This window comes from Burkholderia sp. COPS (assembly GCF_019425585.1).
Classification (GTDB): domain Bacteria; phylum Pseudomonadota; class Gammaproteobacteria; order Burkholderiales; family Burkholderiaceae; genus Burkholderia; species Burkholderia cepacia.
The window spans coordinates 384,298-404,040 of record NZ_WIXR01000015.1 but is presented as its reverse complement, the minus strand read 5'-3'; the positions used below and the strand labels follow the sequence as shown (position 1 = coordinate 404,040).

The window sequence follows — 19,743 nt, the reverse complement described above, 5'->3', positions numbered from 1 at the left end:
CGGCCCGCGGGCCGGTTTTTTTACGTCCGCCGCCCGGAACTCAGTCGCGCTCGAACAGCGCGATCGATTCGACGTGCGACGTATTCGGGAACATGTTCACGACACCGGCGCCCTTCAGGCGGTAGCCGGCCTCGTGCACGAGCAGGCCCGCGTCGCGCGCCAGCGTCGACGGGTTGCACGACACATAGACGATGCGCTTCGGCAGCGGGCCTTCACCGCTCTGCGCGATCTCGGCCAGCGCCTTCGATACCGCGAGCGCGCCTTCGCGCGGCGGGTCGATCAGGAACTTGTCGAATGCGCCGAGCGCACGGATGTCGTCGCCCGTCACTTCGAACAGGTTCCGGCACGCGAACGTCGTGTGGCCGTCGACACCGTTTTCGCGCGCGTTCGCCAGTGCGCGCGTCGTCAGCGTGTCGCTGCCCTCGATGCCCATCACCTCGCGCGACAGCCGCGCAAGCGGCAGCGTGAAGTTGCCGATCCCGCAGAACAGGTCGAGCACGCGGTCGTCGCGCGACGGCGCGAGCAGGCGCAGCGCACGGCCCACCAGCACGCGGTTGATCTGATGATTGACCTGCGTGAAGTCGGTCGGCTTGAACGGCATGCGGATACCGAATTCCGGCAGCGTGTAATCGAGCGACACGTCGAGCGGATAGAACGGCGTCACCGTATCGGGGCCCTTCGGCTGCAGCCAGAACTGCACCTTGTGCTCGTCCGCGAATGCGCGCAGCAGCGCTTCGTCGTCCGCGTTGATCGGCTCCAGCACACGCAGCACGAGCGCCGTGACTTCCGAGCCCACCGCGAGCTCGATCTGCGGCATCCGATCGCGAATCGACAGCCCTTCGACGAGCCGGCGCAGCGGCACCAGCATCGCCGACACGTGCGGCGGCAGCACTTCGCAGCTCGTCATGTCGGCCACGTAGCTGCTCTTCTTCTCATGAAATCCGACCAGCACGCCGCCCTTCTTCGCAACGTTGCGCACGGTCAGGCGTGCACGGTAGCGATAGCCCCACGACGGGCCGTGGATCGGCGCGAACATCGTTTCCGCGCGCAGCTTCGCCAGGTGCCACAGGTTGTCTTCGAGCACGCGCTGCTTGACCGCCACCTGTGCGCGCATGTCGAGATGCTGCATCGAGCAGCCACCGCAGGTGCCGAAGAACGCGCATTTCGGCTTCGTGCGCATCACGCTCGGGCGCAGAATGTCGACAACCGTCGCCTGCTCGTAGCTCGGCTTGCGGCGGAAGCTCGAATAGGTCACGCGCTCACCCGGCAGCGCGCCCTCGACGAAGATGACCTTGCCCGGCTCGCCGTCCTCGGTGATCGTGCGGCCGACACCGCGCGCTTCCATGTCGAGCGATTCGATCTCGAGAACCGGGGCGATTCCGGGCGCGACGGGCGCATTTCTTGATTTGCGCGCAGAAGTGGGGACGGCTTCGGACACCAGCTTTTCCTGACAAACGTTGAAGAAGGCGAGATTGTAGACGACGAAGGCCCGCATCGCCCGCTTTGCATGAGGCAGGCGTCCATACTTGAGCATGGACCGCACGACATTGCGCCGGAATGGCCAGGGACGCAACTCCGCCCGGGCGGGCGCGGCGAAGCCGAGCGGGCGCCTCCCCCGGGCCTGGAATCCACCCGTCAGGAGATTCGACCATGCGACTGATCGACTGGAACATCCAATGGGGTCGGGACGCGGACGGCGTCGTCGATCTTTCGCGCACCGTCGCGGCAATCCGCGGGCTCGGCGACTTCGACGTGCTGTGCCTGCAGGAGGTCACGCGCGGCTTCGGCGCATTGCCCGGCCGGCCCGGCGCCGACCAGTTCGCCGAACTCGCGGCGCTGCTGCCCGGCCATACGATCGTCGAAGCGATCGGCGCCGACCTGCCGCCGATCGAAGCCGGTGCACCGCGTCGCCAGTTCGGCAATGCGATCGCGACCCGGCTGCCGGTCGGGCGCGTGCTCCGCCAGTTGCTGCCGTGGCCGGCCGACGCCGGCGCGCCGTCGATGCCGCGCGTCGCGCTCGACGTCGAGCTGCAGGCGCCCTTCGGACCGCTGCGCGTGGTCACCACGCATCTGGAATACTATTCGGCGCGCCAGCGGCTCGCCCAGGTCGACGCGCTGCGCGACCGGCACCGAGAGGCCTGCGCACACGCTGCACGACCAGCGCCCGCCGAAACCGCCGAGGGGCCGTTCAGCGCGACCGGCCAGCCGTGCGACGCGATCGTCTGCGGCGATTTCAACAGCGCGTTCGGCAGCGATGCCTATTGTCGATTCCTGGCGCCGATCGCAGACGCGCCGCGCTTCGTCGACGCATGGGTCGCCCGGCACCCCGGCCGGATGCCACCGCCGACGGCGGGTGTCTACGATACGGCGCAATGGTCGGAGGGGCCGCTCGCGTGCGACTTCGTATTCGTGACCGATACGCTGCTGCCGCACGTGATGCGCTGCGAAATCGACGGCGACGTCCGCGCATCGGATCACCAGCCGGTGCTGCTCGAACTCGATTGATCGCGCCGGCCTCGGCGCACCCCACCCGCGCTACGCGGTGAAGCCGGCGAGGTATTCGGCCCAGTGCGACGCCGGCTCCTGTGCAAGCGAGTTCTTCACGAGCAGGATCTCGTCCGCATACTCGCTCGGCGTCAGGCCGCCGCGCATCAACTGGAACCGGCAATACAGCAGGTAGGTATTGACGACGTCGGTTTCGCAATAGTTGCGGATTTCCTCGATCCGCCCGTCCAGGAATGCCGGCCACACCTGGCTGCCGTCTATCCCGAGCTTGCCCGGAAAGCCGCACATCTTCGCGAGTGCGTCGAGCGGCGCGTTCGCGCGCGCCTGATACATCGCGAGCACATCCATCAGGTCGGTATGCCGCGAGTGGTAACGCGAGATGTAGTTGTTCCACTTGAATTCGCGGTCGTCCTCGCCGAGATCCCAGTAGCGGGTCGCGGGAATGCCGTGCACGAGCGCGCGGTAATGGAGCACCGGCAGATCGAAGCCACCGCCGTTCCACGACACCAGTTGCGGCGTGTATTTCTCGATCACGCGGTAGAACGACTGGATCAGCGTGGCTTCGTTGTCCTGCGGCGTGCCGAGCGAGCGTACGCGAAACCCGTTGTTGTCACGGAACACGCACGAGATCGCCGCGATGCGCTGCAGGTGGTGCGGCAGGAAATCGCCACCGGTCTTCTCGCGGCGCGCGGCGAACGCATGTTCGGCCACCGCGGCATCGTCGAGCGTCGCGGGCAGGTCTTCCAGACGGCGAATGCCGTCGACATCGGGAATCGTCTCGATGTCAAAAACAAGAATCGGAGTCATCAGTTACAGAACGGCGTCCTTGCGCACGCCGTTGGAGGCAAAAAACCGCTTGAGGCGCACCAGCGCTTCCTGCTGGATCTGGCGCACGCGCTCGCGCGTGAGCCCCATCTCGTCGGCCAGCTCCTCGAGCGTCGCCGGTTCGATGTGATTCAGGCCGAAGCGGCGCTCGATCACGTGGCGGTGCTTGTCGGACAGCCGCGACAGCCACGCGCGAGTGAGCGTCTCGAGTTCGCGATGCTGCACTTCGGCGTCGGGCGACTGGCTCTGGTCGTCGGGCAGCAGGTCGAGCAGGCTGCTCGCGGGATCGAGGTCGAGCGGCGCGTCGAGCGACGCCGTGTGCTCGTTGAGCGCGAGGATGTCGGTGACTTCCTCGGCGGTCTTGCCGGTGAGATAGGCGATGTCGTCGATGCTGGCTTCGCGGCGCTCGGCCGCCTCGCCCGTCGACATCGAATTCTTTTCGAGGTGGCGCTTCGCGCGCAGCACCTGGTTCAGTTCACGGATCACGTGCACGGGCAGGCGCACCGTGCGGGCCTGGTTCATGATCGCCCGCTCGATGCTCTGGCGGATCCACCACGTCGCGTAGGTCGAAAAACGGAAGCCGCGCGTCGGGTCGAATTTTTCGATCGCATGCATCAGGCCGAGGTTGCCCTCCTCGATCAGGTCGAGCAGCGGCACGCCACGGTTCAGGTATCCCTTCGCGATGCTGACGACGAGGCGCAGGTTGCGCTCGATCATCACCTGCCGCGCCTCGAATTCACCGGCCTTGGCCAGACGCGAATAGCGCTGCTCCTCCTCGACGGTGAGCAGCGGCTTCACGCTGATGCGGTTCAGGTAATGCTGGATCGTGTCGGCCGTGAGTTCGGCCTGCAGCAGCGTGCGGAAATCGTCGACGTCGGGCGACGCCTCGGGCCGGCCTTCGCGCTCGTCGTCGCCACCGTCCGCCTCGGCGTCGCGCGCCTCGAGATCGCGTTCGTTATCCGCGTTGTCGTCCTCGTCGTCCGTCGAAGCACCCGCTCGCCCCACCGATGCTTGCGTGGCACGACTGATCTTCTCAGACTCGGCTTGCGGCTCGTGGCGCTTCGATTTCGGCATGGTCGTCTCGGTTATTGAGGCGGCAAATACTTCAGCGGATCGACAGGCTTACCCTGCCGGCGAACCTCGAAATGCAGCATCACGCGGTCGGAATCGCTGTTACCCATCTCGGCGATCTTCTGCCCCTTCGTCACCGCGTCCCCCTCTTTTACCATCAAAGCGCGATTGTGTGCATACGCCGTGAGGTAAGTTGCATCGTGTTTGATGATAATGAGGTTGCCGTAGCCACGCAGGCCATTGCCGGAATAAACGACGCGGCCATCGGCTGCCGCCTTCACGGCCTCGCCGGCCGTACCGCCGATATTGACGCCCTTGTTCTTCGCGTCGTCGAACCCGTTCAGCACGGGGCCGCGCGCGGGCCACGCGAACGTCACGGGGCCGCTCGGCGCAGCTGCCGTGTCGCTCGATGCGGCCGCCGCGACAGGCGGCGTCGCGACCGACGACGTACCGGCGGCCGGCGTTGCCGGGCCGCTGCTGAGCGGCGCGGTAGCGACGGCGGCGCCCGCGATCGGCGCGGCGACCTGCGTGCCCGCAACAGCGGCACCGGCCTGCGGCGACACGCGCAGCAGCTGGTCGACTTCGATCTGATTCGGGTTCGCCAGGTTGTTCCACGCGGCGATGTCGCGATAGTTCTGCCCGTTTTCGAGTGCGATCCGGTACAGCGTGTCGCCCGGCTTTACCCGGTAGTAACCCGGCGGCGCCGGCGGAAGCGGTACCGCGGGCTGCGCGGCGGCAGTCGTGCCGAGCGAACCGGAGCGATCGACGACGGGCGCGTTGTCGAGCCGCGTCGCACAGGCGGCCAGTAGCGTGGAGAACGCAGCTACGCAGATCGCGCGCTGGGCGAGCGTGAGCGGTTCCCTGGAACGGTTGTTTTGCATCGCGCGCAACATACTCATCGGTTTCAAATTACTCCGGATTTTAAAGGGACAAAGAAAACGCGATCAAGCCGTGACTCCCGCCATTGCGCGTGTGCGACGCGCTCGACGAGCGTGAGCACCTGGTGCTGCCCGCTCTGCGCGCCGACCGGCGCGACAAGGCGCCCGCCGATCGCGAGCTGCTCGAGCAGCGCCTGCGGCACGTCGAGCCCCGCCGCCGCGATCACGATCGCGTCGAACGGGGCCGCGGACGGCAGGCCGACACGCCCGTCGCCGTAGTGCAGACGGATGTTCGGCACGCGCAGCGGCCGCAGGTTCAGCTTCGCGCGCTCGTAGAGCGGCTTGATGCGTTCAATCGAATACACGTCGCGTGCCACGTGGCTCAGCACGGCGGCCTGATAGCCGCAGCCCGTGCCGATCTCGAGCACGCGCTCGAGCGTGCGGCCGGCCATCGCGAGCTCGATCATGCGAGCGACAACGGACGGCTTTGAAATGGTCTGCTGGTGGCCGATCGGCAGCGCGGAATCCTCGTAGGCCTGCGTCGCCAGCCCCGGATCCACGAACAGGTGGCGCGGCACCGCGGCCATCGCGTCCAGCACGCGCGCGTCGGTCACGCCGTTCGCGCGCAGCCGTTCGACCATCCGTTCGCGCACGCGTTCCGACGTGAGCGCGAACGCGCCGGCCGGCGCAACGCTCGGCGCGGCCGGCTTCGGCATCGCGGGCTTCAGCGCGGTCGGCTTCGGTGCGGTCGCGGGCTTCGCGGCGGGGGAACCGGGCGTGGCCGTGCGCGCGGCAGCGGCTTTCACCGCAACCGGTTTCAGCACGGCCGCGGGCTTGTCGGCGGCCTTCGATGCCGCGACCGCCGCATGGCGTTCGCCGGCCCGACCTTCCGACTTGCGGGGCGCTCGCTTGAGATCTTCGAGCGCGAGCGGAAACCGCTTCGCGCGCTCGCCGCTCATGAAGCCCGCCCTCCGGCGCGCGCCCATTCGCGCGTCGCGGGCAGCATCTGCGTATGCGTGAGGTCCAGCTGCAGCGGCGTGATCGATACGAAACCGTTTGCCACCGCATGAAAATCGGTGCCTTCGCTGGCGTCCAGCGCTTCGCCCGCCGCACCGATCCAGTAGATCGGTTCGCCGCGCGGGTCGATCTGGCGAATCACCGGCTGCGACGGATGACGTTTGCCGAGACGCGTGACTTTCCAGCCTTTCAGTTCGTCGTAAGGCAGGTTCGGAATATTGACGTTCAACAGCGGCTGCCCCGGCAGCGGATGCGCGAGGGAGTGCTCGACGATCTCCGCGGCGACGCGCGCGGCGTCCGCGAGATGGGCCCAGCCCTTGTCGACCAGCGAGAACGCAATGGCCGGCACGCCGAACATGATGCCTTCGGTGGCGGCTGCAACTGTCCCCGAATAGAGCGTGTCTTCGCCCATGTTCTGGCCGTTGTTGATCCCGGAAACGACGAGATCCGGCCTGGCGTCGGCCATCCCTGTCAACGCGACGTGCACCGAATCGGTCGGCGTGCCGTTCACGTAGAAGAAACCCGTACTCGCTGCGCGCTGCACCGACAGCGGCCGCGACAGCGTGAGGGAATTCGACGCGCCGCTGCAGTTCTGCTCGGGCGCGATCACCGTGAGTTCGGCCAGCGGCTGCAGCGCGTCGCTGAGCGCGGCGAGACCGGGGGCGAGATAGCCGTCGTCGTTGCTGAGTAGGATTCGCATCCGGCGATTGTAACCGAGGAAAGATGGCGCGAGAGCGACAGTCCGGCGACTGCGGAAGGACGGTTGCGGGCAACCGTACACGCTGCACCGGCGCGTTGCGCGGCGGCGTTCCGCACGCTCAGGAAAACGCCCCGCCGCCCCGGGTTTTCCAGCACCAACGGCGCTCGCTTGCGGAACATGCCCTTCGGGGAGCCCGGCGCGAGGCGACAGGCCCACGGGCGGTCAGATCGCGCCGGCGTCGCGCAGTGCGGCAATCGCCTGCGCATCGTAGCCGAGGCCGCGCAGCACCTCGTCGGTATGCTCGCCGAGTTCGGGCCCGAGCCAGCGCGTTTCGCCCGGCGTGTCCGACAGCTTCGGCGTGATGTTCGGCAACGGAATGTCGGTGCCGTCGGCCAGCTTGAAGCGCTGGATCATCTGCCGCGCGACGAACTGCGGATCGGTGAACATGTCGGCGGCGCTGTAGATGCGCCCGGCAGGCACGTCGGCCGCGTTGAGCACGACGAGCGCTTCATCGATCGTGCGCGGCGCGAGCCATGCGGCAATCGCGTCGTCGATCTCCTGCGTGCGCGGCACGCGCCCGTCGTTTTGCGCGAGTGCGGGATCGTCGGCGAGGTCGTCGCGCTCGATCGCCTTCATCAACCGCTTGAAGATCGGGTCGCTGTTGCCCCCGATCACGATGCTGCCGTCGCGGCATGCATACGTGTTCGACGGCACGATACCCGGCAGCGACGCGCCGGTGCGCTCGCGCACCATCCCGTACACGCCGTATTCGGGCACCACGCTTTCCATCATGTTGAAGACGGCTTCATACAGTGCAACGTCGACCACCTGCCCCGCGCCGCCGTTGACCTTGCGGTGATGCAATGCCATCAGCGCGCCGATCACGCCATGCAGCGCGGCGATCGAATCGCCGATGGAGATGCCGATGCGCGGCGGCGGCAGGTCGGGATACCCGGTGATGTGGCGCAGCCCGCCCATCGATTCGGCGATCGCGCCGAAACCGGGCCGGTCGCGGTACGGGCCCGTCTGCCCGTAGCCGGACAGGCGCACCATCACGAGGCCCGGGTTCTCGGCCGACAGCACGTCGTAGCCGAGCCCGAGCTTTTCCAGCAGGCCCGGGCGGAAATTCTCGATCACGATGTCGGCCTCGCGCGCGAGTTGCCGTGCGATCGCCTTGCCGGCGTCGGCCTTCAGGTTGAGCGTGACCGATTTCTTGTTGCGCGCCTGCACGGACCACCACAGCGACGTGCCGCCCTGCTCCGGATGGAGCTTGCGCCACTTGCGCAGCGGGTCGCCGCCGTTCGGATCCTCGATCTTGATCACTTCCGCGCCGAATTCGGCGAACAGCCGCGACGCGAACGGCCCCGCGATCAATGTTCCGAATTCGAGCACTTTGACGCCCGCGAGCGGGCCCTGGCTGGTGCTCATGTGTCTCCCTGGCATGAGGAACGGCGCCGCCGACCGGCGGCGCCCGGCTTACATCGTGCGGCGGTCGAGCATCGCGCGGGCGATGGTGCCCGCGTCGACATATTCGAGCTCGCCGCCCACCGGCACGCCACGCGCGAGGCGCGTGACCGCGAGCCCGCGCGCCTTCAGCGTCTGGCCGAGGTAGTGCGCGGTGGCCTCGCCCTCGTTCGTGAAGTTGGTCGCGAGCACGACCTCCTTGACGACCCCGTCGGACGCGCGCCGCACGAGGCGGTCGAAATGAATTTCCTTCGGGCCGATCCCGTCGAGCGGGCTCAGCCGGCCCATCAGCACGAAATACAGCCCGCGGTAAGTCATCGTCTGCTCGAGCATGATCTGGTCGGCGGGCGTCTCGACGACGCACAGCAGCGTCGGATCACGCTCTTCGTCGCTGCAGACCTCGCAGATCTGCGCTTCGGTGAACGTATTGCACTTCTCGCAATGCTGCAGGTGCTCGGTCGCGAACAGCAGCGACCGGCCGAGCCGCTCCGCACCCTCCCGATCGTGCTGCATCAGGTGGACCGCCATGCGCTGGGCGGATTTCGGCCCGACACCGGGCAGCACGCGCAACGCTTCGACGAGAGCGGACAGGGCGGACGGCTGTTTCATACGGCGGCAAAAAGTGGCACGGACGCCGCGTTCAGAACGGCAGCTTGAAGCCCGGGGGCAGCGGCAGGCCGGACGTCATGCCGCTCATCTTTTCCTGCGACGTCGCTTCGGCCTTGCGCACGGCGTCGTTGAACGCAGCCGCGACGAGATCCTCGAGCATGTCCTTGTCGTCCGCGAGCAGGCTCGGGTCGATCGACACGCGACGCACTTCGTTGCGGCACGTCATCGTCACCTTGACGAGGCCGGCGCCCGACTGCCCTTCGACTTCGATCAGTGCAAGCTGCTCCTGCATCTTCTTCATGTTTTCCTGCATTTGCTGCGCTTGCTTCATCAGTCCGGCGAGGTTGCCTTTCAACATGGGAATACTCCTTCTTGATCGTGTGAACACCGGCACGCGGCGCGTGCCGGCCAATGTGTGGGCGTGATTGTGCCTGTCGCGGGGCGCTCAGTTCAATGCAGCGTCGGCGGCGGGCCGTCCGGCGCCGCGTCGGCCAGCGGGCGCACCGAACCCTCGACGATGCGCGCACCGAAGTCGCGCACGAGCTGCTGGACGAACGGATCGCCGTGAATCTCCTGCTCGGCCTCACGCTGGCGCGCCGCGCGCGCAGCCGCATCGAGTGCCGCCGCCGTACGCCGGGCAGGCCCGACTTCGACGGCCACCTCGACCGGCTTGCCGAGCGCATCGGCCAGCGCGGCCTTCAGCTTCGCCACCTGCGCAGCGTCCGCATATTGCGGCACCGGCACTGAAAGTTTCAACGTAGTCGCATCGACGGCCGTCAGCTCGCTGTTGAACGCGAGCTGGTACGCGACGCCCTTGAGCGGCAGCCGCGCGGCCAGCGCCGGCCACTCGCCGTCGAAGCCGACTGGATCGAGCGCGATCGCGGGCGGCAGCGGACGCGTGTCGACCGGAGTGGACGGGCGGGCTTCCGCCGGCTTCGGCGTCACGCGCACATCGTCGGGGCCGCTGTCGAATACCGGCACGAAGCCGTCGTCGGGCGGGCCGCCAAACATCTCGTCGGCACTGAGCGGCACGTATTCGTCCGGCGGGATGTCCTCCCACGGCGGCGGGGCCTGACGCGCATCGGCTGCCTGCGGCGCACGGGCCGCCGCGCGCGGCGTCGGTACCTGTACGGCGGCGGGACGCGGCGCGACGGGCCTCTCGGCGGCCGGCTGGGCGGCCGGTTTCGCGGCGGCGCCTGCGCGACCGCGGTCGGACGACACGCGCATCCCCGCATTGCGCAGCACGTCCAGCGCGGCGGCAGCTCCCCCGGAACGCGCTGCCGGACGGGCGGCGGGCTCGGGCGGCGCAGCGCGCGGCACCGGTTCGGCCGGCGCAGCCGGCGTGTCGCTTCGCTGGACAACCGCAGCCGGCGGCTCGGGTTCATCGCGGGCGGGTGTCGGCCTCTCGCTGGCCGGCTCCGCTTGCGGTACTGCGGCCACGCGCGGCTGCGGCGTTTCGACGACCGGCTCATCAACCGGGGCCAGCGCGGATGCGGGGACGGCAGCCGGCTTCTCGGCCGGCTGGTCTGCTTCGCCGCCAGCCGGTGCCGGCGCCGCACGCACAACCGGCGCCGCTGGCGCAGCCGTTGCCGTAGCCTGCGGCCGCGCTGCCTCGACGGGTGCGGCGGATGCCGGCTTCGCCACGGCAGCCGATGCCGCCGCGACGCGCGGACCCGGCACCGCTCGCGGCACGGACGGCTGTCCGCCCGGCGCGCTGCCGGCCGCCACAGCCGGCTCGAACGCGAGCATCCGCAGCAGCGTCATCGTGAAACCGGCGTATTCGTCCGGCGCCAGGCCGAGTTCCGCGCGGCCGACCGTCGCGATCTGATAGAACAACTGGACCTGCTCGGGGCTCAGCGTCTCCGCGAAGCGGCGCAGATCGCCCGCTTCGGGCCATTCGTCGAGCACCGAGCCCGGCGCGAACTGCGCCCACGCGATCCGGTGCAGCAGGCTCGCGAGATCCTGAAGCGCGGTCGAGAACGACAGGCTGCGCAGCGACATCTCGTCGGCAATCGCAAGGATTTCCGGGCCGCTGCCCGCGGCAAGCGCGTCGAGCAGACGCACCATGTAAGTCTGGTCGAGCGCGCCGAGCATGCCCGACACGGCCGACTCGGTCACCTCGTTTGCCGAATAGGCGATCGCCTGGTCAGTGAGGGACAGCGCGTCACGCATGCTGCCCTGCGCGGCACGCGCGAGCAGGCGCAGCGCCTGCGGCTCGAACGTGATGTGCTCTTCGCCGAGAATCCGTTCGAGATGCGACACGATATGCCCGGCCGGCATCTGCTTCAGGTTGAACTGCAGGCAGCGCGACAGCACGGTGACGGGAATTTTCTGCGGATCGGTCGTCGCAAGGATGAACTTGACGTGCGGCGGCGGCTCTTCGAGCGTCTTCAGCATCGCGTTGAACGCGTGATTCGTCAGCATGTGCACTTCGTCGATCATGTAGACCTTGAAGCGCGCATCGACGGGCGCGTACACGGCGCGTTCGAGCAGCGCGGCCATTTCATCGACGCCGCGGTTGCTCGCGGCATCCATCTCGACGTAATCGACGAAACGCCCTTCGTCGATCTCGCGACAGGCGCGACACACGCCGCACGGCTGCGACGTGACGCCGGTTTCACAGTTGAGTGCCTTGGCGAAGATCCGCGACAGCGTCGTCTTGCCGACACCGCGGGTTCCGGTAAACAGATAGGCGTGATGGAGACGCCCGCCGTCGAGCGCGTGCGTGAGCGCCCTGACGACGTGCTCCTGGCCGACGAGCGAAGCGAAATCCTTCGGACGCCACTTGCGTGCGAGAACTTGATAGGTCATCGGGAAATTGTATCAGTAACGCTGCGTCGCGCCGACACGCGAAACGGTGCGAAAGACAGGCAACGCGCAGGTAAAACGGAGTGTGGTGCAGAAATAAAAAACGCCCGGCGAACGGGGCGAGAAGGAAGGTGACGAGCCCAACCCTCGGCACTGGCAGAAAACGATTGTGGCTGCTTCGTTCCCGACCTGACCAGGTTCACCGCCCCACCATGCGAGGAGGCCCGTCACGGCATATTCTATCACCGCTTCCGGACGAATGCGACCGTTTGTTCGCACCAATGCGAATATGACCGGGCAAACCGGCGCGCATCGGGTCGCACGACGATCGCCCGCATCGAATTGCCTGCGTCCCCTTGTAATTTGCGGGCCGGCCTCCACCTGCAGGGCACAACGGTCGAACGGCGCGCCGTACCCCTACTCGCGTAGCGGCTACTATCGCCGCCCGCAGCAGATAGCAATTTAGGCTAATATGACGCCCGAACGACCCGCGAGCCGCGGCATGCAGCGCTTACACCCCTCCTGTCCGGAGAGCGGAGTGACCTGCCGCAGCGGCCGGCAGCCAACGGCGGCCGGTACGCCGCAACGCGCAAGCAGGCAGTCCCCGAACCGTAAGAGGTATTGACCCAATGAGCGAACAGATCAAACACATCAGCGACGCATCGTTCGAACAGGACGTCGTCAAGTCCGACAAGCCCGTGCTCGTCGATTTCTGGGCCGAATGGTGCGGCCCGTGCAAGATGATCGCCCCGATCCTCGACGAAGTCGCGAAGGACTACGGCGACAAGCTGCAGATCGCGAAAATCAACGTCGACGACAACCAGGCAACGCCCGCGAAGTTCGGCGTGCGCGGCATCCCGACGCTGATCCTGTTCAAGAATGGCGCGGCCGCCGCGCAGAAGGTCGGCGCGCTGTCGAAGTCGCAGCTCACCGCATTCCTGGACAGCCACCTGTAATACCGGCAGTTCCGCGGACGTGTTGTCAACCGGCAACACGTCCGTCGCCAAGCCGCCGTTCGCTCGCTCAAGCGCGAATCGGCCTATGCTAGAATTAAAAAACGTCTACAAGACGCATTTAAGTCTCTGAGCGCTTCCGCTCGCCCTCCTCCCTTTATTTCTTTCGTCGTCTCCTCCCTGGCGGGTTCTCCGTATGCATTTATCCGAGCTCAAGTCTCTGCACGTGTCCGAACTGATCGAAATGGCCAATGGCCTCGAGATCGAAAACGCGAACCGCCTGCGCAAGCAGGAGTTGATGTTTGCCATTCTTAAAAAGCGCGCCAAGACGGGTGAGACGATCTTCGGTGACGGTACGCTCGAAGTGCTGCCGGACGGTTTCGGCTTCCTGCGCTCGCCGGAAATGTCGTACCTCGCGAGCACCGACGACATCTACATCAGCCCGTCGCAGATCCGCCGCTTCAACCTGCACACCGGCGACACCATCGAAGGTGAAGTCCGCACGCCGAAGGACGGCGAGCGCTACTTCGCGCTGGTGAAGGTCGACAAAGTCAACGGGCAGCCGCCCGAGGCCTCGAAACACAAGATCATGTTCGAGAACCTCACGCCGCTGCACCCGAACAAGCCGCTCTCGCTCGAACGCGAAATGCGCGGCGAGGAAAACGTCACGGGCCGAATCATCGACATGATCGCGCCGATCGGCAAGGGCCAGCGCGGCCTGCTCGTCGCATCGCCGAAGTCGGGCAAGACCGTGATGCTCCAGCACATCGCGCACGCGATCAAGCAGAACCACCCGGACGTGATCCTGTTCGTGCTGCTGATCGACGAGCGTCCTGAAGAAGTGACCGAAATGCAGCGCTCGGTCGCGGGCGAAGTGATCGCGTCGACGTTCGACGAACCGGCCACGCGCCACGTCCAGGTCGCCGAAATGGTGATCGAGAAGGCCAAGCGCCTCGTCGAAATGAAGCACGACGTCGTGATCCTGCTCGACTCGATCACGCGTCTCGCACGTGCGTACAACACCGTGATCCCGGCATCGGGCAAGGTGCTGACGGGCGGTGTCGACGCGAACGCACTGCAGCGTCCGAAGCGCTTCTTCGGCGCGGCACGCAACATCGAGGAAGGCGGTTCGCTGACGATCATCGGCACCGCACTGATCGAAACCGGCAGCCGCATGGACGACGTGATCTACGAAGAGTTCAAGGGCACCGGCAACATGGAAGTGCACCTCGAGCGCCGCCTCGCGGAAAAGCGCGTCTATCCGTCGATCAACCTGAACAAGTCGGGCACGCGCCGCGAAGAAATGCTGATCAAGCCCGAGATCCTCCAGAAGATCTGGGTGCTGCGCAAGTTCATCCACGACATGGACGAAGTCGAGGCAATGGAATTCCTGCTCGACAAGATCCGCCAGACGAAGAGCAACTCCGAGTTCTTCGACCTGATGCGCCGCGGCGGCTAAGCGCCCCCGCCCCGCACCGAACGGCCGCCCGCGCATCCTGCCCGGCGGCCGTTTTTCGGCGCCAACCTGAACGTGAACGTACAGGTTGATCTATAATCGCGTCATCGCCCGGATCGAATTCCCTCCACGCCCCATGCCGAACGACACCTCCAACCCGTTGCTGACCGTGAGCGATGCCGCGTCGCGACTCGGCGTCACGCCGCGCACGCTGAAGTATTACGAGGAGCGCGGGCTCGTCACGCCGTCGCGCAGCGAGGGCCGCTACCGCCTCTACGACGAAGCCGACCTCGAGCGCTTCGCGCGTATCCTGCGGCTGCGCGCGCTCGGCTTCTCGCTGCACGGCATCACCGAAATGCTGAAGCGCCCGCTGGAAGAAACGGGCGACGGCCGGCGCCGCTACTCGGAAGCATCGCTGCGCGACATCCGTACCGGCCTCGCCGAGCAGGTCGATACACTCGACCGGCGAATCGCGGCCGTCCAGCGCGAACTGAAGGAAGCCGTCGCGCTGCGCAGGGAACTGCAGCACGACATCGACTACGTCGAGCGGCGTCTTGCCGGCGAAAGCGCCGACACGCTGATCGCGCAGCGGCAGGCCGAAAGCGGCACGCGGCGCGCGCGCAAGGCGCGCGAATGAACGCGATGCCCGGCCGCCCGCCGCTGTGGAGCCGCGCGAACCTGCGCGCGGACCTGTTCCCGTGGGCGCTCGCGCTCGTCACCGGCATCGACTATTTCGACAACGCGGCCTTCTCGTTCTTCGCAAGCCACATCGCGGGCGGCATCAACGCTTCGCCCGACGAACTCGTGTGGTCGTCGAGCGCTTACGCGGTCACGGCCGTGCTCGGCATCCTGCAGCAGCAATGGTGGGTCGACCGGCTCGGCCATCGCCGCTACGTCGCCGGCTGCATGCTGATGTTCTCGTTCGGCGCGATCGCGGCCGCGCTCGCCGACACGTCGCTCGAACTCGCGTTCGCGCGCGGTTTCCAGGGATATTTCATCGGCCCGATGATGGGCGCGTGCCGGATCCTGATCCAGATCAGTTTCAAGCCGCAGGAACGGCCGCCCGCGACACGCGCGTTCCTCATCATGATCCTGCTCGGCAGCGCGCTCGCGCCGATCGTGGGCGGCCTGCTCGTCGCACATTCGACATGGCGCGCGCTGTTTGCATGCACGGCGCCGGCCGGCATCGCGTTCGCGATCCTCGCGCTGCTCACGCTGCCCGACTCGGGCCGGACGCCCGACGACGAACGCGGCTCCGGACATTTCTGGCCGTATGTCGTGTTCGCGCTCGCACAAGGTGCGCTGCAGATCGTGCTGCAGCAGGTGCATTACCAGCTCTACAGCGGCTCGCCGATGCTGATCCTGCTGACGATCGCGGGGATCGGCGCGCTCGCGTGGTTCGCGTATCACCAGTGGAACCATCCGACGCCGCTCGTGCGCCTTCACGCGTTCCGCGAACGGACGTTCCAGGTCGGGCTGCTGCTCTACATGTTCTATTACTACGAGTCGACAGGCTTCAGTTACCTGACCTCGCGGCTTCTCGAAGGCGGGCTCGGCTATCCGGTCGAGAACGCCGGGCGGCTCGTGGGCACGATGTCGCTGATTTCGGCCACCGCGCTGTTCGCCTACCTGCGTTACGCGAAATTCGTCACGCACAAGAAGTGGTTCGTCGTGCCGGGGTTCGCGATCGCCATCACGGCCGCGCTGTGGATGACGCGAATGACGCCGCAGGTCGGCGAAGCCGCGCTGATCGTCCCGCTGCTGCTGCGTGGGCTGCTCCTGCTCTTCATCGTGCTGCCGGTGGCCAACCTGACGTTCCGGATCTTCGCGATCGACGAATACACGCACGGCTACCGGCTGAAGAACATCGTGCGGCAACTGACGATCTCGTTTGCGACGTCGTCGGTGATCATCGTCGAACAGCACCGCGTGGCCGTGCACCAGACGCGACTCGTCGAGCGCGCGAACGTGTTCGATCCGCTGTTCCAGCAGGCCGTCGATGCGCTGACGCGCAGCTATGCGGCCGCCGGCCACGCGCTGAACGACGCGCACGGGCTCGCGGTCGCATCGATCGCGCGCATGGTCGCGCAACAGGCGTCGTTTCTCGCGTCGCTCGACGGCTTTTACTTCCTGGCGGGCGTGGCGCTCGTCGGCGGCCTCTTCGCGGCATGGCAAAAAGAGATCGATTGAGTTAAAAGACAGGCTTTGGATTTCCGCGAGCCGCCTTCATGCTCTCGAAACTGACCCGCTGGTTCGACGACCGCCGCCGCGACCGCGCGCTGCGCAGCCATCCGATCCCCGACGCGCTATGGCAGGACACCGTCGAGCGCCTGCCGTTCCTCGCGGCGCTGTCGCCCGACGCGCTCGGCCGGCTGCGCGAACTGACGAGCCTGTTCGTCGCGAAGAAATCGTTCTCGACCGCGCACGGGCTCGAGCTGACCGACGCGATGATCGTCGCGATCGCCGCGCAGGCCTGCCTGCCCGTATTGAATCTCGACCTGTCGCTGTACGACGGCTGGGTCGGCGTCGTCGTGTATCCGGGCGAATTCGTGATCCGCAAGACGGTGCAGGACGAGGACGGCGTCGTCCACGAAGTGGAGCAGGACGCGAGCGGCGAGGCCTGGGAAGGCGGCCCCGTGATCCTGTCGTGGGAGGATGCGCAGATGACGGACGGCCGCGACGCGTACAACGTCGTGATCCACGAGTTCGCGCACAAGATCGACATGGTCAACGGCGCAGCCGACGGCTATCCGCCCCTTTTTCGCCGCTGGCACGCGCCGCACCTCGATGCGCAGGCCTGGGCCGACGTGTTCGAGCACGCGTACGACCAGTTCTGCGCGCGCGTCGACGCGGTGCCGGACCGCGCGTGGGCGCGCTTCGAGCGGGAATCGCTGATCGATCCGTATGCGGCCGACCACCCGTCCGAATTCTTCGCGGTGTGCAGCGAAGCGCTGTTCGTACGACCGAAAGCGTTCGAGTCCGAATTTCCGGAGCTGTACCGGCTGCTCGCGCGCTACTACCGGCAGGATCCGGCCGGCACCGGCGCGCTCGACGCACCGTGAAAATAATTCGTCAACCATCTGATTTTCTGGCATAATCGCCGTTTTTCGACCTTAGGCAAGTGGCTCGCGCCGGGCTTGACGTCGGCTGGATCGCGCAACTTTGTGCGGCACGGCACGGCAAGCGGCGGGTTGGCTACCGCTCTCACCAAGGAAAATCATGAAACCTGGCATTCACCCGGATTACCGCGAAGTCGTCTTCCAAGACATGTCGAACGGCTTCAAGTTCATCACGCGCTCGACGATCCAGACGCGTGAAAACATCGAACTCGACGGCAAGACCTACCCGCTCGCCAAGATCGAAGTGTCGTCGGAATCGCACTCGTTCTACACGGGTCAGCAAAAGATCATGGACACGGCCGGCCGTGTCGAGAAGTTCAAGAACAAGTTCGGCGTTCGCGCCAGCGGCAAGGCGAAGTAAGCTTTGCACCGCATCCGGTGGTTGCAACGCACCGGTATCGCACAAAAGGGCAGCCCAGGCTGCCCTTTTTTGTCTCTGCTCGCCGGAAAAGCACCGGCCGGCGTCCGGGCATCGGCCTGACGCGCAACTGCCGGCGCGTCTACAATGCCGGATGCTCGAAACCGGCTCGACCGCGCGCACCCGCGCCGGCCGCCCGCCCATAACAAATCGCTCATCTGCATGAAGCCTGTCGTCCGTCTCACCGCCTCCGCCACGCGTGCGCTGCCGCGCTGGCTGCTGCTTACCCTCTGCTTCGTCTACGCAGCGTTCGGCCTGTTCGGCCGCGACCCGTGGAAGAACGAGGACGCGGCGGGCTTCGGCGTGATGTGGACGATGGCCAAGGGCGGCTGGCACGACTGGCTGCTGCCGAACCTCGTCGGCAAGTTCATCACGACCGACGGGCCGCTCGGCTACTGGCTCGGCGCGCTGTCGATCCGCGGCCTCGGCCCGTGGGTCGATGCGAGCAACGCGTCGCGCGTCGATACCGGCGTGCTGTTCTGCGTCGCGTGCGCGTTCGTCTGGTACGCAGCCTACCTGCTCGGCCGGCGTGCCGAGGTCCAGCCGTTCAAATACGCATTCGGCGGCGAACCCGAGCCGCGCGACTACGGCCGCACGCTCGCCGACGGCGCGCTGCTGGTGCTCGTCGCCTGCTTCGGCCTCGCGGAACGCGGGCACGAAACGACGCCGCAGCTGGCGCAGTTCGCGTGGATCGCCATGCTCGTCTACGGGATCGTCCGCGGCATCGACAAGCCGATGCAGGGCGCGCTGTGGTGGGGTCTCGCGATCGGCCTCGTCGCCCTGTCCGGCAACCCGGTGCTCGTCGTCGCCCTGCTCGCCGGCACGGCCGTGCTGTGGCTCGTCACGCCCGAGATGCGCAACCTGCGCCTGCCGCTGGTCGGCGTACCGCTCGCGGCCGCGATCTTCGCGCTGTGGCCGCTTGCCGCGTTCGTCGCGGCACCCGACGACGCCGCATGGTTCTTCAACCAGTGGATTCACGGCAGCCTGATGCGCTTTTCCGGCCCGCCGACCGCCGTGCTCGGCTATGCGGCAAAGAACCTGCCGCTGTTCACGTGGCCCGCGTGGCCGCTCGCGATCTGGGCATGGTGGAGCTGGGCCGGCATGCGCCGCCGCGCGCACGTCGCGATTCCGCTGTCGGTCGCCGTGCCGCTCGTCGCGCTCGTGATCCTGCAAAGCCAGCAGTCGAACCGCATGTACATGCTGCTGATGCCGCCGCTGGCGGTGCTCGCGACGTTCGCGCTGCCGACCCTCAAGCGCGGCGCGATCAACGCGATCGACTGGTTCGCGGTGCTGAGCTTCACGATCCTCGGCACCTTCGTGTGGCTCGTATGGCTCGCGTCGCTCACGGGTTTCCCGCATCCGCTCGCCCGCAACCTCGCGCGCCTCGTGCCCGGCTATGAGCCGCACTTCAAGATCCTGTCGTTCATCTGCGCGGTGATCGCCACGGTGTGCTGGTGCTTCCTCGTGCGCTGGCGCATCTCGCGGCAGCCGAAGGTCCTGTGGCGCAGCGTCGTGCTGTCGGGTGCGGGCACCACGCTGATGTGGGTGCTGCTGATGACGCTGTGGCTGCCGATCGTCAATTACGGCCGGACCTATCGCGACGTCGCGCAGCAGATCGCCGTGCACCTGCCGTCCGACTACGAGTGCATCTCGCCCGTGCGGCTCGGTGACGCGCAGCTCGCGACCTTCGCGTATTTCGGCAACATGCGCTTCGATTTCTCCGGCGACTGCGACGTGATCCTGCGCCAGGACCGCGCGGACTTCGGCGAGCCGAGCTCGATGTCGCAATACGTGTGGCGTCTCGTGTGGGAGGGCCGCCGCGTCGCCGACCGCGACGAGCGCTTCCGCCTGTACGAGCGCATCGAACGGCCGAAGACGCCCGTCAAGCGGCGTCCGCCGCGCCGTCAGCCGGCCGACTGA

18 protein-coding genes and 1 other RNA gene are annotated in these 19,743 nt (G+C 66.9%); 8 read left to right on the top strand and 11 right to left on the bottom strand.

Features of this window, described 5'->3' with window-relative positions:
- Nucleotides 1-40: 40 nt before the first annotated feature.
- The gene (gene rlmD / locus FOZ70_RS14970; protein WP_081052719.1) at nt 41-1,438 is read right to left on the bottom strand and encodes a 23S rRNA (uracil(1939)-C(5))-methyltransferase RlmD; all 1,398 of its coding nucleotides are present in this window, start codon (nt 1,436-1,438) and stop codon (nt 41-43) included.
- A gap of 212 nt (nt 1,439-1,650) precedes the next feature.
- On the opposite strand from rlmD, the gene FOZ70_RS14965 reads away from it, so the two are divergent.
- Nucleotides 1,651-2,505, top strand: coding sequence for an endonuclease/exonuclease/phosphatase family protein (locus FOZ70_RS14965; RefSeq protein WP_060126931.1), 855 nt, complete (start codon nt 1,651-1,653; stop codon nt 2,503-2,505).
- A gap of 30 nt (nt 2,506-2,535) precedes the next feature.
- Here FOZ70_RS14965 and FOZ70_RS14960 read toward each other — a convergent pair whose 3' ends face one another.
- The 10 genes from FOZ70_RS14960 to ffs form a co-directional block, all read right to left on the bottom strand.
- Nucleotides 2,536-3,312, bottom strand: coding sequence for a 3'-5' exonuclease (locus FOZ70_RS14960; RefSeq protein WP_219706185.1), 777 nt, complete (start codon nt 3,310-3,312; stop codon nt 2,536-2,538).
- A gap of 3 nt (nt 3,313-3,315) precedes the next feature.
- Entirely contained in the window at nt 3,316-4,404 is a 1,089-nt protein-coding gene (rpoS, locus tag FOZ70_RS14955; RefSeq protein WP_048021092.1) for an RNA polymerase sigma factor RpoS, read from the bottom strand.
- 11 nt (nt 4,405-4,415) lie between these two features.
- Entirely contained in the window at nt 4,416-5,300 is an 885-nt protein-coding gene (locus FOZ70_RS14950) for a peptidoglycan DD-metalloendopeptidase family protein (protein WP_048021090.1), read from the bottom strand.
- A gap of 5 nt (nt 5,301-5,305) precedes the next feature.
- The gene (locus tag FOZ70_RS14945) at nt 5,306-6,238 is read right to left on the bottom strand and encodes a protein-L-isoaspartate(D-aspartate) O-methyltransferase (protein WP_219706184.1); all 933 of its coding nucleotides are present in this window, start codon (nt 6,236-6,238) and stop codon (nt 5,306-5,308) included.
- On the bottom strand, nt 6,235-6,996 hold the full coding sequence (gene surE, locus FOZ70_RS14940) for a 5'/3'-nucleotidase SurE (protein ID WP_021164242.1): 762 nt from the start codon (nt 6,994-6,996) through the stop codon (nt 6,235-6,237). Before surE ends, FOZ70_RS14945 begins: the two co-directional genes overlap by 4 nt.
- Before the next feature lie 222 nt (nt 6,997-7,218).
- Complete coding sequence (locus tag FOZ70_RS14935; RefSeq protein WP_027787226.1) at nt 7,219-8,424, bottom strand: CaiB/BaiF CoA-transferase family protein; 1,206 nt, start codon at nt 8,422-8,424, stop codon at nt 7,219-7,221.
- 48 nt (nt 8,425-8,472) lie between these two features.
- Entirely contained in the window at nt 8,473-9,069 is a 597-nt protein-coding gene (recR, locus tag FOZ70_RS14930) for a recombination mediator RecR (protein WP_006478665.1), read from the bottom strand.
- A gap of 31 nt (nt 9,070-9,100) precedes the next feature.
- Nucleotides 9,101-9,427, bottom strand: a complete 327-nt coding sequence (locus FOZ70_RS14925) for a YbaB/EbfC family nucleoid-associated protein (protein WP_006482124.1) — start codon at nt 9,425-9,427, stop codon at nt 9,101-9,103.
- A gap of 92 nt (nt 9,428-9,519) precedes the next feature.
- On the bottom strand, nt 9,520-11,880 hold the full coding sequence (locus tag FOZ70_RS14920; protein ID WP_219706183.1) for a DNA polymerase III subunit gamma/tau: 2,361 nt from the start codon (nt 11,878-11,880) through the stop codon (nt 9,520-9,522).
- A gap of 127 nt (nt 11,881-12,007) precedes the next feature.
- Nucleotides 12,008-12,106: signal recognition particle sRNA small type (ffs, locus tag FOZ70_RS14915), an RNA gene on the bottom strand.
- A gap of 400 nt (nt 12,107-12,506) precedes the next feature.
- On the opposite strand from ffs, the gene trxA reads away from it, so the two are divergent.
- The 7 genes from trxA to FOZ70_RS14880 all read left to right on the top strand — a co-directional run bounded on the left by trxA (nt 12,507) and on the right by FOZ70_RS14880 (nt 19,743).
- Entirely contained in the window at nt 12,507-12,833 is a 327-nt protein-coding gene (gene trxA / locus FOZ70_RS14910; RefSeq protein WP_006402348.1) for a thioredoxin TrxA, read from the top strand.
- Nucleotides 12,834-13,026: 193 nt separating this feature from the next.
- Entirely contained in the window at nt 13,027-14,289 is a 1,263-nt protein-coding gene (gene rho / locus FOZ70_RS14905; protein WP_006478662.1) for a transcription termination factor Rho, read from the top strand.
- Nucleotides 14,290-14,422: 133 nt separating this feature from the next.
- Complete coding sequence (locus FOZ70_RS14900) at nt 14,423-14,923, top strand: MerR family transcriptional regulator (protein ID WP_060073109.1); 501 nt, start codon at nt 14,423-14,425, stop codon at nt 14,921-14,923.
- A complete protein-coding gene (locus tag FOZ70_RS14895) occupies nt 14,920-16,476 on the top strand; it encodes an MFS transporter (protein WP_219706182.1) in 1,557 nt (518 codons plus the stop codon). The genes FOZ70_RS14900 and FOZ70_RS14895 overlap by 4 nt, the downstream gene beginning before the upstream one ends.
- 38 nt (nt 16,477-16,514) lie before the next feature.
- Entirely contained in the window at nt 16,515-17,348 is an 834-nt protein-coding gene (locus FOZ70_RS14890; protein WP_021156485.1) for a M90 family metallopeptidase, read from the top strand.
- 157 nt (nt 17,349-17,505) lie between these two features.
- A complete protein-coding gene (locus FOZ70_RS14885) occupies nt 17,506-17,766 on the top strand; it encodes a type B 50S ribosomal protein L31 (protein WP_021156486.1) in 261 nt (86 codons plus the stop codon).
- Nucleotides 17,767-17,910: 144 nt separating this feature from the next.
- The gene (locus FOZ70_RS14880; RefSeq protein WP_104766265.1) at nt 17,911-19,743 is read left to right on the top strand and encodes a UDP phosphate-alpha-4-amino-4-deoxy-L-arabinose arabinosyl transferase; all 1,833 of its coding nucleotides are present in this window, start codon (nt 17,911-17,913) and stop codon (nt 19,741-19,743) included.

Bases quoted from the DNA above. Each gene is read 5' to 3' on its own strand.
- FOZ70_RS14965 (WP_060126931.1), top strand. From the start codon at position 1,651: ATGCGACTGATCGACTGGAACATCCAATGGGGTCGGGACGCGGACGGC.
- FOZ70_RS14960 (WP_219706185.1), bottom strand. From the start codon at position 3,312: ATGACTCCGATTCTTGTTTTTGACATCGAGACGATTCCCGATGTCGAC.
- rpoS (WP_048021092.1), bottom strand. From the start codon at position 4,404: ATGCCGAAATCGAAGCGCCACGAGCCGCAAGCCGAGTCTGAGAAGATC.
- FOZ70_RS14950 (WP_048021090.1), bottom strand. From the start codon at position 5,300: ATGAGTATGTTGCGCGCGATGCAAAACAACCGTTCCAGGGAACCGCTC.
- FOZ70_RS14945 (WP_219706184.1), bottom strand. From the start codon at position 6,238: ATGAGCGGCGAGCGCGCGAAGCGGTTTCCGCTCGCGCTCGAAGATCTC.
- surE (WP_021164242.1), bottom strand. From the start codon at position 6,996: ATGCGAATCCTACTCAGCAACGACGACGGCTATCTCGCCCCCGGTCTC.
- FOZ70_RS14935 (WP_027787226.1), bottom strand. From the start codon at position 8,424: ATGAGCACCAGCCAGGGCCCGCTCGCGGGCGTCAAAGTGCTCGAATTC.
- recR (WP_006478665.1), bottom strand. From the start codon at position 9,069: ATGAAACAGCCGTCCGCCCTGTCCGCTCTCGTCGAAGCGTTGCGCGTG.
- FOZ70_RS14925 (WP_006482124.1), bottom strand. From the start codon at position 9,427: ATGTTGAAAGGCAACCTCGCCGGACTGATGAAGCAAGCGCAGCAAATG.
- FOZ70_RS14920 (WP_219706183.1), bottom strand. From the start codon at position 11,880: ATGACCTATCAAGTTCTCGCACGCAAGTGGCGTCCGAAGGATTTCGCT.
- trxA (WP_006402348.1), top strand. From the start codon at position 12,507: ATGAGCGAACAGATCAAACACATCAGCGACGCATCGTTCGAACAGGAC.
- rho (WP_006478662.1), top strand. From the start codon at position 13,027: ATGCATTTATCCGAGCTCAAGTCTCTGCACGTGTCCGAACTGATCGAA.
- FOZ70_RS14900 (WP_060073109.1), top strand. From the start codon at position 14,423: ATGCCGAACGACACCTCCAACCCGTTGCTGACCGTGAGCGATGCCGCG.
- FOZ70_RS14895 (WP_219706182.1), top strand. From the start codon at position 14,920: ATGAACGCGATGCCCGGCCGCCCGCCGCTGTGGAGCCGCGCGAACCTG.
- FOZ70_RS14890 (WP_021156485.1), top strand. From the start codon at position 16,515: ATGCTCTCGAAACTGACCCGCTGGTTCGACGACCGCCGCCGCGACCGC.
- FOZ70_RS14885 (WP_021156486.1), top strand. From the start codon at position 17,506: ATGAAACCTGGCATTCACCCGGATTACCGCGAAGTCGTCTTCCAAGAC.
- FOZ70_RS14880 (WP_104766265.1), top strand. From the start codon at position 17,911: ATGCCGGATGCTCGAAACCGGCTCGACCGCGCGCACCCGCGCCGGCCG.